The sequence below is a fragment of the Saprospiraceae bacterium genome, from assembly GCA_016710235.1.
Taxonomy (GTDB): domain Bacteria; phylum Bacteroidota; class Bacteroidia; order Chitinophagales; family Saprospiraceae; genus Vicinibacter.
This window is the reverse complement of the sequence record JADJLG010000001.1, coordinates 3213993-3228471: the sequence shown is the minus strand read 5'-3', so window position 1 is coordinate 3228471 and position 14479 is coordinate 3213993. Positions and strand designations below refer to the sequence as shown.

The 14479-nt window shown below is 40.1% G+C and carries 10 protein-coding genes and 5 tRNA genes; all 15 read left to right on the top strand.

The genetic code is table 11. From position 1 onward, the window contains the following. Positions 1-23: 23 nt before the first annotated feature. The 15 genes from IPI99_12860 (at position 24) to rpoC (ending at position 13699) form a co-directional block, all read left to right on the top strand. Positions 24-329 (top strand): HPF/RaiA family ribosome-associated protein, encoded by a 306-nt coding sequence (locus IPI99_12860; GenBank protein ID MBK7341401.1) that lies wholly within the window; start codon positions 24-26, stop codon positions 327-329. 98 nt (positions 330-427) lie between these two features. Further along, positions 428-500 (top strand) — tRNA-Thr (locus tag IPI99_12855). A gap of 75 nt (positions 501-575) precedes the next feature. Next, positions 576-661: transfer RNA gene (locus IPI99_12850), tRNA-Tyr, on the top strand. Positions 662-868: 207 nt separating this feature from the next. Continuing rightward, positions 869-941, top strand: a tRNA-Gly gene (locus IPI99_12845). A 60-nt stretch (positions 942-1001) separates the two neighbouring features. After that, positions 1002-1073: transfer RNA gene (locus IPI99_12840), tRNA-Thr, on the top strand. 65 nt (positions 1074-1138) lie between these two features. Then, positions 1139-2335: an elongation factor Tu gene (tuf, locus tag IPI99_12835; protein ID MBK7341400.1), complete on the top strand. Its 1197-nt coding sequence runs from the start codon at positions 1139-1141 to the stop codon at positions 2333-2335. A 55-nt stretch (positions 2336-2390) separates the two neighbouring features. Further along, a tRNA-Trp gene (locus IPI99_12830) sits at positions 2391-2463 on the top strand. A 20-nt stretch (positions 2464-2483) separates the two neighbouring features. Then, positions 2484-2672: a preprotein translocase subunit SecE gene (gene secE / locus IPI99_12825; GenBank protein ID MBK7341399.1), complete on the top strand. Its 189-nt coding sequence runs from the start codon at positions 2484-2486 to the stop codon at positions 2670-2672. A gap of 13 nt (positions 2673-2685) precedes the next feature. Beyond that, a complete protein-coding gene (gene nusG / locus IPI99_12820) occupies positions 2686-3234 on the top strand; it encodes a transcription termination/antitermination factor NusG (GenBank protein ID MBK7341398.1) in 549 nt (182 codons plus the stop codon). Between the two features lie 12 nt (positions 3235-3246). Further along, a complete protein-coding gene (rplK, locus tag IPI99_12815; protein MBK7341397.1) occupies positions 3247-3690 on the top strand; it encodes a 50S ribosomal protein L11 in 444 nt (147 codons plus the stop codon). 64 nt (positions 3691-3754) lie between these two features. Next, entirely contained in the window at positions 3755-4447 is a 693-nt protein-coding gene (locus IPI99_12810; GenBank protein MBK7341396.1) for a 50S ribosomal protein L1, read from the top strand. Positions 4448-4468: 21 nt separating this feature from the next. Beyond that, positions 4469-4996: a 50S ribosomal protein L10 gene (locus IPI99_12805; GenBank protein ID MBK7341395.1), complete on the top strand. Its 528-nt coding sequence runs from the start codon at positions 4469-4471 to the stop codon at positions 4994-4996. An 86-nt stretch (positions 4997-5082) separates the two neighbouring features. Next, positions 5083-5463: a 50S ribosomal protein L7/L12 gene (rplL, locus tag IPI99_12800; protein MBK7341394.1), complete on the top strand. Its 381-nt coding sequence runs from the start codon at positions 5083-5085 to the stop codon at positions 5461-5463. A 146-nt stretch (positions 5464-5609) separates the two neighbouring features. Then, entirely contained in the window at positions 5610-9431 is a 3822-nt protein-coding gene (gene rpoB, locus IPI99_12795; GenBank protein MBK7341393.1) for a DNA-directed RNA polymerase subunit beta, read from the top strand. A gap of 20 nt (positions 9432-9451) precedes the next feature. After that, a complete protein-coding gene (gene rpoC / locus IPI99_12790) occupies positions 9452-13699 on the top strand; it encodes a DNA-directed RNA polymerase subunit beta' (GenBank protein ID MBK7341392.1) in 4248 nt (1415 codons plus the stop codon). Positions 13700-14479 lie beyond the last annotated feature (780 nt).

Genomic DNA, 14479 nt, shown 5'->3' with positions numbered 1-14479 from the left:
GTTCACAATAAAATCAATTAAGTATGATGACAGTTAGTATTCAGTCCGTTCATTTTGATGCTGATCAAAAGTTGTTAAACTACATTGAATCCAAAGTTCAAAGTCTTTCACGTCTTCTCAAAGGACATAAGATTCATGCACGGATTGTCTTGCGATTAGAAAAAGTATCCCGAATACAAGATAAGATAGTTGAGATCATCGTTGACCTTCCGAAGAAAACCTGCATTGCCAAAAGTGTTAACAAGTCATTTGAAAAAGCACTCGCCGAAGCAATGGGTTCCCTAAGGATGCAGGCCCGCAAGCACATGGATAAGTTGCAAAATGAATAAAATTCTCAAAAGAATCTTTTTTCAATAATTGAATTTATTATATCTTTGCACTTCAAATTTTGAAGGGGTATAAAAGTGTATCCCTTTTTTAAGGAGAAGCCAGTGTAGCTCAGTTGGTAGAGCCGCTGATTTGTAATCAGCTGGTCGGGGGTTCGAGTCCGTCCACTGGCTCATCTTTTTTGAATGGCAATGCGGTTATTTCTTAAAACAGGAAAATCCACAATCGGCCAAAGATGTTGAAAGTATGGGGGTGCGCCGGAGTTGGAGAGCCGGGCCAGACTGTAAATCTGGTGTCTATGACTGAATGGGTTCGAGTCCAATCACCCCCACCATCATTTTGTCAGTGGAGTCTAGAGCATATTTGCCTCAGAATCATCACTGATCCCTTTGCCGGGTACAGAGAGATGTAAGTCTAAAGAGTGAATAATTGATTTCGCCAATATATTGTATGTATTGACGATTTCTTATAATAATGTTTTCAGACAAAGGTTTGAAACAATAAAAATTTTGAAATTCAGCTTTTACTATATAAAGCATCTGCGGGAGTAGCTCAGTTGGTAGAGCGACAGCCTTCCAAGCTGTAGGTCGCGGGTTCGAGCCTCGTCTCCCGCTCTGTTTTTTCAAAAGATGCAAGCTAAAACTGAAATGAAAAATAAGCGACCTGCTTAACAAGCCATTGTAGCTCAGGGGTAGAGCACTTCCATGGTAAGGAAGGGGTCAAGGGTTCAATTCCCTTCTGTGGCTCTTTAGACATTAAATATTTTGAATTTATACTTTAAAAAAGATTACAAGCATTAAAATACTTATCAATGGCAAAGGAAACTTTCAATCGTTCGAAACCCCATGTCAACGTCGGTACAATCGGACACGTCGATCATGGTAAAACTACTTTGACCTCTGCAATTACTTCTGTTCTTGCTGAACAGGGTCTGGCTCAGAAAAAAGACTATGACTCCATCGACAATGCTCCGGAAGAAAAAGAAAGAGGTATCACAATCAATACTGCACACGTAGAATACGAAACAGCAAATCGCCACTATGCTCACGTGGATTGTCCGGGTCACGCCGACTATGTGAAAAACATGGTTACAGGTGCTGCTCAGATGGACGGTGCAATCCTGGTTGTTGCTGCAACTGACGGCCCTATGCCTCAAACTCGCGAGCACATTCTCTTGGCTCGTCAGGTGGGTGTTCCAAAAATTGTCGTGTTCATGAACAAGGTAGACCTTGTAGAAGATCCGGAAATGTTGGAACTCGTTGAGATGGAAGTAAGAGAATTGTTGGATAAGTATCAGTTCGACGGAAACAACGCATCTATTATCAAAGGTTCCGCTCTTAAGGCTCTTGAAGGAGATCCTGTTGGAAAACAAGCGATCTATGATTTGATGGCTGCTGTCGATAAAGATATCCCTGAGCCGGTGAGATTGATAGACCAACCATTCTTGATGCCTGTGGAAGACGTTTTTTCCATCACTGGTCGCGGTACAGTTGCAACTGGTAGAATCGAAAGAGGTGTAGTAAAAGTAGGTGAAACTGTGGAAATCGTCGGTATGATGAAACCGGAAGACAAGCCTATGACTTCAACCATTACTGGAGTAGAGATGTTCCGTAAGTTGTTGGATAGGGGAGAAGCCGGCGACAACGCAGGTTTGTTACTTAGAGGTATCGAAAAAGATGACATCAAAAGAGGTATGGTAATTTGCGCTGCTGGCTCCGTTAAGCCACATATGCAATTTAAGTGTGAGGTTTACGTTCTTTCAAAAGAAGAAGGTGGACGACATACCCCATTCTTCAAAGGTTACAGACCGCAGTTTTACTTCCGTACAACTGACGTAACAGGAGAGTGTAAACTACCTGATGGAGTAGAAATGGTTATGCCTGGAGATAATATATCTTTGGAAGTAACATTGATTAGCCCGATTGCGATGGAGAAGGGATTGCGTTTTGCGATCCGTGAAGGTGGTAGAACAGTTGGTGCTGGTCAGGTGACAGAAATTATTAAGTAATTAAAATATTCCGGGAGATAAGGATGGGTCCTACAAGGGCCCTTCCTTATGTCATACGGGCATAGCTCAACTGGCAGAGCGACGGTCTCCAAAACCGTAGGCTGAGGGTTCAAGTCCTTCTGCCCGTGCAAATTGTTCAGAACAAATTATGGAAAAACTCAAATTATATCTGAAGGAAAGCTACCACGAGCTGGTCGATAAAGTGACCTGGCCGACATGGCAAAATCTATTTGACAGCGCCAGAGTAGTAATTATAGCCAGTTTGTTGATCGCTTTGGTGATTTTCGTCATGGATTTGGTGACTAACACGGTTCTGAATTTTATTTATAGCTTGTAAGCGAATCCAGACCATGTCAGAAGAAAAAAGGTGGTACTCATTGCGGGTCATAAGCGGGAAAGAAAAAAAGATCAGAGAACGATTGGAACAAGAAGTCCAGCGTTCAGGCTGGGCTGAGATTATCACTCAGGTGATAGTTCCTTCTGAGAAAGTTTACAAGATTCGCAATAGCAAAAAAGTAATCATGGAGAGAAACCTTCTTCCAGGTTATTTATTAGTAGAAGCTATACCATCTAAGTTCAGTGGTGAAATTGTCCAGCATATCAATAATATGCCGGACATCATTCATTTTTTAGGAAAGAATGTGCCACTTCCGATGTCTCAGGCCGAAGCAAATCGCATGCTTGGAAAAGTAGACGAATCTCTGGATGCAGGTGAAACCATGATCGAGCCATTTATTGCTGGCGAAACGGTTCGTATCATTGATGGCCCTTTCAACGATTTTGTCGGAGACATCAAAGAAGTTAATGAAGAGAAGAAAAAATTGAAAGTAATTGTAAAAATATTTGGTCGAGGCACTGAGGTTGAACTCAATTTCATGCAGGTAGAGAAGACCAACTAAAATTTAAATCTTATGGCAAAAGAAATCGAAGGATACGTAAAGCTCCAGGTTAAAGGAGGTCAGGCCAATCCGGCTCCACCTGTAGGACCTGCATTGGGTTCCAAAGGTATTAATATCATGGAGTTTTGTAAGCGATTTAATGCAAAAACCCAGGATACACCGGGAAAATTATTACCGGTACTAATCACTTTATATAAAGATAAGTCATTTGACTTTGTTGTAAAATCTCCTCCTGCTTCTATCCAGCTTCTTGAAGCTACTAAAGTTCCAAAAGGATCAGCAGAATCCAATAGGAAGAAAGTGGGGACTGTAACTTGGGCTCAAATCGAAGAAATAGCAAAAAACAAAATGCCGGATCTGAACGCTTTTACCATCGAGTCAGCGATGAAAATGGTTGCAGGTACAGCAAGAAGTATGGGCCTTACTGTAACAGGTGATGCCCCATGGCAGCAATAGAATTTAAATTCATCAATTAATAAAGGGAGTTCTGCGAAGAGTAGAATGTTAAAACCTTCAAATTATGGCAAAAACAAGTAAAAAAAGGCAGCAAGTCGATCCCAAAGTGGATGCTGCCAAATTGTACAACCTCGAGGAGGCATGCAGCCTGGTAAAAGAGGTTAATGTTGCAAAATTCAACGCTTCTGTTGATTTGCACGTAAGGCTGGGTGTGGACCCAAGAAAACCTGATCAGGCAATTCGAGGTACTGTTACTTTACCAAATGGAACAGGTAAGACAAAGCGTGTTTTGGTCTTATGTACTCCAGAGAAAGAGGCTGATGCAAAAGCAGCTGGAGCTGAGTTTGTAGGTTTGGATGATTATATCCAGAAAATTGAAGGTGGATGGACAGATGTTGATGTAATAATAGCAATGCCTACAGTAATGGCAAAGCTTGGGAAGATTGGTCGGATTCTTGGACCAAGAGGATTAATGCCAAACCCCAAAACGGGTACCGTTACTATGGATATTGCAGGAGCTGTCAATGAGGTGAAAGGTGGTAAAATTGCTTTTCGTGTGGACAAATTCGGTATCATTCATTCTTCAATCGGCCGCGTAGGATTTACAGCGGACAAGATTAGAGAGAATGCAAATGAATTCTTGTCCAATATACTCAAACTCAAACCTTCCTCTGCAAAAGGAACTTATATTAAATCTATTTCCATGGCTTCTACGATGAGCCCTGGTATCAACATTGACCCTAGGGTAGTTCGTTAATTCTTAAATTGAGAAAAAGTCATGACAAGAGATCAAAAAACACAAGCAATAGAAGATTTAAAAGTAAAATTTGAGAATAACTCATTCTTCTATGTGACAGATGCATCTACACTTACAGTAGCCCAAGTCAATCAGTTCAGAAGAATCTGTTTCGAAAAAGGAATCGAAATGCAGGTTGTGAAGAATACTTTGGCCAAAAAAGCACTGGAGAGCTTTGATGAAGAGAGAGGATTTGCTCCTCTTTACCAAGCTCTTGAAGGACCTACAGCATTGTTGTTTACCAGCAACGCTTCTCTTCCGGCAAAGGTGTTGGAAGACTTTAGAAAGACAAATGAAAAGCCTACGCTCAAAGCAGCATACATTGATACTGCGGTTTTCACCGGCGATGATCAAATTAAAGTTCTAGCCAAATTAAAATCTAAGGAAGATTTGGTGGGAGATGTTATCATGTTGCTCCAGTCACCGATCAAACGAGTTTTGGGTGCATTGCAGTCCGGAGGTCATACCGTTGCAGGTATTGTCAAAGCTCTTGAGGAAAGACAACAATGATCGTAGTCATAAAGATGGCTTCCAAGCTTTACGCTTTTTAATATTTAATAAATTAATTTTTTTCACCAACACAAAAATCAATTACAATGGTTGATGTAAACGCTTTAGCTGAGCAACTAGTCGGCTTAACAATTAAAGAAGTGAATGAACTCGCTGCTGTGCTAAAAGACAAATATGGTATTGAACCTGCTGCTGCTGCTGTGGCTATAGCTGCTGCTCCTGCTGGAGGTGGCGGAGAAGCTGCTGCTGCAGAAAAAACAGAATTCGATGTAGTATTGAAATCCGGAGGCGCAAACAAACTTAATGTGATCAAGGAAGTAAAAAATATCCTCAATCTCGGTTTGAAAGAAGCTAAGGATTTAGTGGATGGAGCTCCTGCTGTATTGAAACAAGGAGTCTCCAAAGAGGAAGCTAACTCTTTAAAAGATGCATTGACAGCTGCTGGTGCAGAAATCGAAGTAAAATAATTCTTTGCTTCAGCAATAAGTATGCCTTTTCAAAAAAAGGGAATACACATGTGTTTGGCTTAGATCATATGTATTTATGGTCTAAGCCTTTCATAGTTTTATCATTATAGAAATAATTTCGGCCTTGTACCGTTAAATATAGTTTCATGTCAGTAAAAGCAATAAGCCAACAAACCAAGCTGAGACATAGCTTTAGTAAAGCTGCACTCAAAGCTGGTTATCCGGATTTTCTTGAAATTCAGCTCCAATCTTTTGAGGAGTTTTTTCAATTAGAGACCACTCCTGACAAAAGGATAAACGAAGGTCTTTTTAAGGTTTTCAAAGAAAACTTTCCTATTTCTGATGCCAGAAATATCTTTATTCTGGAGTTTCTCGACTACTTCGTGGATCCTCCCAGATATGATATCGATGAGTGCGTTCAGAGAGGGTTAACTTATTCTGTACCATTAAAGGCTCGACTGAGACTTTCATGTAATGACGAGGAGCACGTCGATTTCAAAACCATCGAACAGGATGTGTTTCTGGGGAATATACCTTACATGACCCCAAAAGGTACATTTGTCATCAATGGAGCGGAAAGAGTTGTCGTATCCCAGCTGCATCGTTCTCCGGGAGTATTCTTTTCCCAGACATACCATCCAAATGGTACTAAAATCTTTTCTGCCAGAGTGATCCCTTTCAAAGGAGCCTGGATGGAGTTTGCGACCGATATCAATATGGTGATGTATGCATATATCGACAGGAAGAAGAAATTTCCTGTCACTACATTACTCAGGTCAATTGGTTATGACTCAGATAAAGATATCTTGAAACTCTTCAATTTGTCTGAGGAAATCAAATCAACAGCCAAAGAGCTCAAAAAAGCAATCGGCAGGAAATTGGCCGCCAGAGTTTTGAGAAGGTGGACCGAAGACTTCGTAGACGAAGATACAGGTGAATTGGTTACCTTGGAGAGAAATGAAATCATCCTGGAAAGAGATGTAATCCTTGATGAAGAAAACATTCAGCTTATCCAGAATGCAAATGTGGATACAGTGATCCTCCAGAAAGAAGATATTGAGGAAGATTACTCTATCATTTACAATACTTTACAAAAAGACCCATCTTCAAGCGAGATTGAAGCCGTGATCCATATCTACCGCCAATTGCGTGGTAGCGATCCACCGGATGAAGAAACCGCTCGTGGTATTATCGACAAATTGTTCTTTTCAGATAAGAGATATAATCTCGGAGAAGTAGGGCGCTATAAAATCAATAAAAAGCTCAATCTCAATACCTCTTTTGAGACATTGGTTCTCACTAAGGAAGATATCACTTCCATCGTCAAGTATTTGGTTTCATTGATCAATCAGAAAGCGGAATTAGATGATATTGACCATTTGAGTAATAGAAGGGTCAGGACTGTTGGTGAGCAACTTTTTGCACAGTTTGGTGTAGGTCTTGCTCGTATGGCGAGAACCATCAGAGAGAGGATGAATGTCAGAGACAATGAGGTATTTACGCCTGTTGATTTGATCAATGCTAGAACATTATCCTCTGTCATAAACTCATTTTTTGGAACAAGCCAGCTTTCCCAATTTCTCGATCAGACGAATCCATTGTCCGAAATTACGCACAAACGAAGAATATCAGCGCTAGGACCAGGTGGACTTTCGAGAGAAAGAGCAGGATTCGAGGTGAGGGACGTGCACTATTCACATTATGGTCGATTGTGTACAATCGAAACGCCGGAAGGTCCTAACATCGGACTTATTTCCACTTTGTGTGTTCACGCTAAAGTGAACAGTATGGGCTTTTTGGAGACGCCATATTGGAAAGTAGAAGATGGAAATGTGAATGTCAAAAATGGTATTCAGTTTCTATCCGCTGAAGAAGAAGACTATAAGAAAATCGCTCAGGCCAATGTTCCTGTTGACATAAAAGGAACATTCCAGACAAATAAAGTAAAAGGTCGTGAGCATGGTGAATTTCCTGTACTTGGAAATGAAGAATTGGACTTCATGGATGTTGCGCCAAACCAAATTGTTGGTGTCTCCGCTTCACTCATTCCTTTCCTCGAAAATGACGATGCCAACCGTGCCCTCATGGGATCGAACATGCAACGTCAGGCCGTGCCTTTGATCAAACCTCAAGCTCCTGTTGTTGGGACCGGCCTTGAAGGCAAAGTCGCACTTGACTCAAGGATGCTCATCAATGCAGAAGGCGATGGAGTAGTAGAATTCGTAGATTCAAGAAAGATAGTCATTCAATATGACCGAAGCGAAGAAGATCAGTTGGTTTCATTTGAGGATAGTATTAAAGAATATCCTTTGACGAAATTTGCACGAACGAATCAGGCAACTTGCATCAACTTAAAACCCATCGTAAAGAAAGGAGATCGTGTAACTTCATCTACGATCCTTTGTGAAGGATATGCTACCGAAAATGGAGAATTGGCATTAGGTACAAACCTCCAAGTAGCTTTCATGCCATGGAAGGGTTACAATTTTGAAGATGCAATTGTACTCTCAGAACGTGTTATTCAAGATGATATTTTTACTTCCATTCACATTGAAAGCTTTGAATTGGAAGTTCGCGATACTAAATTAGGTGAAGAAGAGTTGACCAATGACATTCCTAATGTCAGTGAAGAGGCAACCAAAGACCTCGACGAAAATGGTATCATCAGGATCGGTGCAAACGTAGAGGAAGGTGATATCCTGATTGGAAAAATCACACCTAAAGGGGAAACGGATCCAACTCCGGAAGAAAAACTCCTCAGGGCGATTTTTGGAGATAAGGCAGGTGATGTAAAGGATGCATCTCTTAAAGTTCCGCCTTCGATTGAAGGCGTCGTCATTGACAAGCAGCTTTATGCCAGAGCCAAGAAGGATAAATACCAGAAAGTGCAAGAGAAAGATCTCCTCACAAAACTTGAAGACAAACACAATGTAGCTATTAACGAGTTGAAAACTGTGTTGATAGACAAGTTGATGAAGATCGTCAAGGATCAGGTATCACAGGGAGTTAAGAGTATATATGGTGAGGAAATGGTAGCAAAAGGTACAAAATATACCAATGCGATCCTCAAAAAGCTTGACTTCATCAAAGTGGACTATCTGAACTGGACAAAAGATACTGACAAAAATGTCCTGGTGTCGAGATTACTTCACAATTTTAATATCAAAGTAAATGAAGAAATTGGAAGATACAAAAGAGAAAAGTTCAATATCAGTATAGGTGACGAATTGCCAACTGGTGTTTTGAAACTTGCTAAAGTTTATATTGCTAAGAAAAGGAAACTGAAAGTTGGTGATAAGTTAGCTGGAAGACACGGAAATAAAGGAATCGTATCCAGAATTGTTCGTGCAGAAGACATGCCATTCCTGGAAGACGGGACTCCAGTTGATATTGTTTTGAACCCATTGGGTGTACCTTCAAGGATGAACCTAGGTCAGATATTCGAGACCGTTCTTGGATGGGCAGGCAAAAAACTAAACATGAATTTCGCCACACCAATTTTTGATGGAGCTACAATGGCTGATATAGATGAATACATCCAAAGAGCAGGGTTGCCGGCATTTGGTCAAACTTACCTATATGATGGGGAGACAGGCGATAGATTCCACCAGCAAGCGACGGTAGGTGTAATTTATATGTTGAAGTTATCTCATATGGTGGATGACAAAATGCATGCGAGATCCATTGGACCTTACTCTTTGATTACTCAGCAACCTCTTGGAGGTAAAGCTCAGTTTGGAGGTCAGAGGTTTGGAGAGATGGAGGTTTGGGCTTTGGAGGCTTTTGGAGCTTCGAATATCCTACGCGAGTTGTTGACCATCAAATCTGACGATATTATCGGTAGAGCAAAAGCTTATGAAGCAATTGTGAAGGGAGATAATCTTCCTGAACCAAGCATTCCAGAATCTTTCAACGTATTGATCCACGAATTACGTGGTTTGGTACTTGACGTAAAATTTGAATCTTAATCAAACTTAAAAAACAGGACATGTCATATAAAAATAAAGTCTTCAAACAAGATCAGTCTTTCGACAAGATTGCCATTAGCCTGAGTTCTCCGGATGAGATTTTGGAGAGATCATATGGTGAGATACTTAAGCCTGAGACAATCAACTACCGTTCATACAAACCGGAAAGAGACGGACTATTCTGCGAAAGAATTTTTGGTCCGGTAAAAGACTACGAGTGTTTCTGTGGTAAGTATAAAAGGATTCGATATAAAGGCATTGTCTGCGACCGTTGTGGTGTTGAAGTAACTGAAAAGAAGGTTCGTCGTGAGAGAATGGGGCACATCAAATTGGTAGTGCCTGTAGTTCATATTTGGTTTTTTAAATCTCTTCCTAATAAAATAGGATACTTGTTGGGTCTTTCATCCAAAAAATTGGAGACCATCATTTATTACGAGAGGTTTGTAGTCATTCAACCTGGAATGGCCGGAGGGAATGGTGTCAATAACATGGATTTGTTGACTGAGGAAGAGTATTTTGAAATATTGGAATCTCTCCCTAAGGAAAACCAAATGCTAGACGATGCAGATCCAAACAAATTTGTAGCAAAAATGGGTGCAGAAGCAATTTTTGATCTGTTCCAAAAATTGCAACTCGATGATCTTTCTTTCGAACTGCGCCACCAAGCATCCACAGAATCTTCCCAGCAAAGGAAATCTGAAGCTCTTAAAAGACTTCGTGTGGTAGAAGCATTCAGGGAAGGACTAAATAGCCGAAACAATAAACCGGAGTGGATGATCATCCAATATTTGCCGGTCATTCCACCTGAACTTAGACCTCTGGTGCCATTGGATGGTGGACGATTCGCTAGCTCAGATTTGAACGATTTATATCGCCGCGTTATCATACGCAACAATCGATTGAAAAGGCTATTGGAAATAAAAGCTCCTGAAGTGATCCTTAGAAATGAAAAAAGGATGTTGCAGGAAGCAGTGGATTCTTTATTTGACAACTCAAGAAAGTCCAATGCTGTGAAAGCTGAAGGAGGTCGAGCACTGAAATCATTGAGTGATATTCTCAAGGGAAAACAAGGACGTTTTCGTCAGAATCTACTCGGTAAAAGGGTGGACTACAGCGGTCGTTCTGTTATCGTGGTAGGTCCCACCTTGAAACTGCATGAATGCGGTATTCCAAAAGGAATGGCTGCAGAATTGTTCAAGCCATTTATCATCAGAAAACTCATCGAAAGAGGAGTCGTTAAAACTGTAAAATCTGCAAAAAAATTAGTGGACAGGAAGGATCCGGTAATCTGGGACATCCTGGAAAATATTCTAAAAGGGCATCCAGTTTTGCTCAACCGAGCTCCTACACTCCACAGACTTTCTATTCAAGCTTTCCAACCTCAACTCGTTGAAGGAAAAGCTATCCAACTTCACCCTTTGGTGTGTGGTGCGTTCAATGCGGATTTTGACGGAGACCAAATGGCTGTTCATGTGCCTCTGGCTCATGCATCAATCCTGGAAGCGCAGCTATTGATGCTGGCTCCCCATAATATGCTCAACCCACAGGATGGATCTCCTGTAACCTTGCCTTCTCAGGACATGGTATTAGGTTTGTATTATTTAACAAAAGAGAAAATACAAGAGAAAGACTCCAAAGTGAGAGCTTATTATTCACCGGAAGAGGTGACCATAGCTTTCAATGAAAGGAGGGTGGAATTGCACGATGCCGTAAAGGTGATGGTAAATGCTGAGAATGAGTTGGGCGATCTGGTTCCAAAATTAGTGAAAACAACAGTAGGTCGTGTGATATTCAACAGAGCTGTACCTGAATCTGTACCTTTTGTAAATGAATTAATGACCAAAAAGAATCTGAAGCAAATAATCGGAGATATTTTGGCCAGGACCAATTTTGCAGTGACTGCAAAGTTTCTGGATGAAATCAAAGAGAAAGGATTCTATTGGGCATTCAAAGCAGGATTATCTTTCAATCTGGGAGATTTGATACATCCTTCGGTAAAGAATAAAACTTTGGAGGACGCACAAAGAGAAGTTGACGAAATCTGGGATAGTTATAATATGGGTCTCATTACGAATAATGAGCGTTACAATCAGATTATCGACAGATGGACGTATGCTGACAACAGAATTACAGACAACCTAATGAAAGAACTTGCTTCTCATAAAGGTGGCTTCAACTCAGTATACATGATGCTTCATTCCGGGGCGCGTGGTTCTAAACAACAAATCAAGCAGCTCTGTGGTCTAAGAGGTCTGATGGCAAAGCCAAGGAAATCTGGAGACACGGGTTCTGCGATTATTGAAAATCCGATTTTATCAAACTTCCAGGAAGGCTTAAGTGTCTTGGAATATTTTATTTCTACTCACGGTGCTCGTAAAGGTCTTGCTGATACGGCATTGAAAACTGCTGATGCGGGTTATCTTACCAGAAGGTTGGTTGACGTGGCTCAGGATGTGGTAATAATTGAACAGGATTGCAATACTTTAAGAGGAATTGAGACCACAGCATTGATAGACAATGACAAAGTCATAGAGAACCTGTCTAGTAGGATACAGGGTAGGTTTACATTGCACAATGTAATTCATCCTGAATCGGATGAAATATTGCTTTCTGCAGGCGATTATATAGATGAAAAATCAGCTATCAACATTGAAAAACTTGGTATCGAATCTGTTACGATTCGTTCAGTTTTGACTTGTGAAGCTCGAAAAGGAGTTTGTACTAAGTGTTACGGTAAAAACCTCGCTTCTGGTAGAATCGCAGAAAAAGGAGATGCAGTCGGAATTATAGCAGCACAAAGTATCGGTGAACCTGGAACACAGCTGACCTTACGTACATTCCACGTGGGTGGTGTTGCGGCCGTTTCTAAAGCTGAATCAGAACTGAGTGCAAAGTTCGATGGTACTGTGGAGTTTGATGGAATTCGTTTTTCCGAATTCATCGATGGTGGCTCAAAATCAAGAATCGTTCTCTCCAGGTCAGGCGAGATTAAAATCCTTGACAGCACAACCAAGAAACTTTTATCAAGTGCTCACGTGCCATACTCTTCACTACTCTTGGTTTCAGAAGGTCAGGAAGTTTCAAAGGGAGAGATGTTGTGTAGCTGGGATCCATTCAATGCATTGATCATCTCCGAATTTTCTGGAATAGTAAAATTTGATTCCATTGAAGAAGGTGTGACTTATCGTCAAGAAAGAGACGATCAGACCGGATTCACTGAAAAGGTAATTATCGAGTCAAAAAATAAAAAGAAAGTACCGGCTATTTCTATTGTAAGCCCTTCGGGAGATGAGTTAAAAAACTATGCCCTTCCCGTAGGAGCTTATCTATCAGTAGAAGATAATGATTCGATTTCTGCTGGTCAGAAAATCGGTAAAATTCCGAGAAATATCAGTAAAGTATCTGATATCACGGGTGGTTTGCCACGAGTAACTGAATTGTTTGAAGCTAGAAATCCTTCAAATCCGGCAGTAGTATCTGAAATTGATGGAATCGTATTCTTTGGTAAAATCAAGCGCGGTAACCGTGAAATCTTTGTGGAAGATGAGCGAACACAACAGAGAAGAAAATATCTGATAGGCTTGTCCAAACACATATTGGTTCAGGAAGGAGATTTTGTACGAGCTGGTACGCCATTATCCGATGGAACTACAGCACCTAGAGATATACTTAATATCAAAGGAATATTCGCTGTACAATCCTATTTGGTAAATGGAGTCCAAGAGGTGTACCGTTCACAAGGTATCAATATCAATGACAAACACATTGAAGTGATCGTTAGACAAATGATGCGTTGGGTACAAATAGAAGATCCGGGAGATACTACATTATTAGAAGGAGAGCCCGTAGATCGTTGGGATTTTGTGAATGCAAATGACGATATTTTTGACAAAAAAGTGATTTCTGAAGCGGGAGAATCTGCTAAATTGAAACGCGGGCAATTGGTAACCATGCGCCAAATCCAGGAAGAAAATTCTTACCTAAAGCGTAACGATAAAAAATTGGTAGAATATCGGGATGCTATTCCTGCAACTTCCAGTTCGTTATTGCTTGGTATTACAAGGGCTTCATTGGGTACAAGTAGTTGGATTTCAGCAGCTTCGTTCCAGGAAACTACCAAAGTCTTGAGTTCAGCCGCTATTGCAGCAAAAGTTGATGATCTTTCAGGTTTGAAAGAAAACGTAATTATTGGTAAGAAAATCCCTGCAGGTACTGGCTCAAAGCGATACAATGATTTGTTGGTTAAATCCAAAATGCAGCTGGGGTAAGCGCCCTTCTGCTCATGTTTAGAATTATATTATCAAGGATTAATATTGAAGCCATTTCCATACAGGAAATGGCTTTCTTTTTTAGAAAATAAAGATAAAGATTTGATTAAGTTTCACTTATGCCCAGAATTCTATGTTAGCCCGCACTATTTTAGTTCTGAAATCAAAACATCAATTTTTTTCTAGGAAAATTCAAAGCTTCAGGTATCCTCATTGGGTTTGGGCAAAAGAAATTAAAAACCTGATTTACAAATATCCTGAATTAAAAAATAGAGAGAAAATTATCGATTTGCCTTGTGGGGAAGCTTATATTCCTATCGCACTGAGAAATATGGGGATAAACAACCACTTTTGTCTAGTTGACAATAACCCTAAATTGATAGAAAGTCTAAAATCATCATTTGCTTTATTTCCTGATTTTGAGTCAATAAACTGTACATATGAAAATTATCGATTTGAACATTCAGATTCAATTTGGTTATTTGTCAATTCGATCCTACTCATAGATGATCCCACTAAGATTTTTTTGAATAATTCAGTTTTGCCCAAATTTATAATTTTAATTGTTTCCGACATTGATTCGAAAAACTATAAAGAATATAAATTAAAAAACAATCAACCTCAATTGGAATGGACAAATATTCAGCTTAATGAACTGTTTGATAAACAAGGATACCGGATTATTGAATCAAAAAAAACAACTGCATTTGATTTTTATTTTTGGTTTAAAATTCCTATTTTGAAATACATTTTAAATTTTTTCTTTATCTTTCTCGAGCC

What these genes read in the sequence shown, in the direction of transcription:
- IPI99_12860 (MBK7341401.1), top strand. Translation starts at nt 24, where the DNA reads ATGATGACAGTTAGTATTCAGTCCGTTCATTTTGATGCTGATCAAAAG.
- tuf (MBK7341400.1), top strand. Translation starts at nt 1,139, where the DNA reads ATGGCAAAGGAAACTTTCAATCGTTCGAAACCCCATGTCAACGTCGGT.
- secE (MBK7341399.1), top strand. Translation starts at nt 2,484, where the DNA reads ATGGAAAAACTCAAATTATATCTGAAGGAAAGCTACCACGAGCTGGTC.
- nusG (MBK7341398.1), top strand. Translation starts at nt 2,686, where the DNA reads ATGTCAGAAGAAAAAAGGTGGTACTCATTGCGGGTCATAAGCGGGAAA.
- rplK (MBK7341397.1), top strand. Translation starts at nt 3,247, where the DNA reads ATGGCAAAAGAAATCGAAGGATACGTAAAGCTCCAGGTTAAAGGAGGT.
- IPI99_12810 (MBK7341396.1), top strand. Translation starts at nt 3,755, where the DNA reads ATGGCAAAAACAAGTAAAAAAAGGCAGCAAGTCGATCCCAAAGTGGAT.
- IPI99_12805 (MBK7341395.1), top strand. Translation starts at nt 4,469, where the DNA reads ATGACAAGAGATCAAAAAACACAAGCAATAGAAGATTTAAAAGTAAAA.
- rplL (MBK7341394.1), top strand. Translation starts at nt 5,083, where the DNA reads ATGGTTGATGTAAACGCTTTAGCTGAGCAACTAGTCGGCTTAACAATT.
- rpoB (MBK7341393.1), top strand. Translation starts at nt 5,610, where the DNA reads ATGTCAGTAAAAGCAATAAGCCAACAAACCAAGCTGAGACATAGCTTT.
- rpoC (MBK7341392.1), top strand. Translation starts at nt 9,452, where the DNA reads ATGTCATATAAAAATAAAGTCTTCAAACAAGATCAGTCTTTCGACAAG.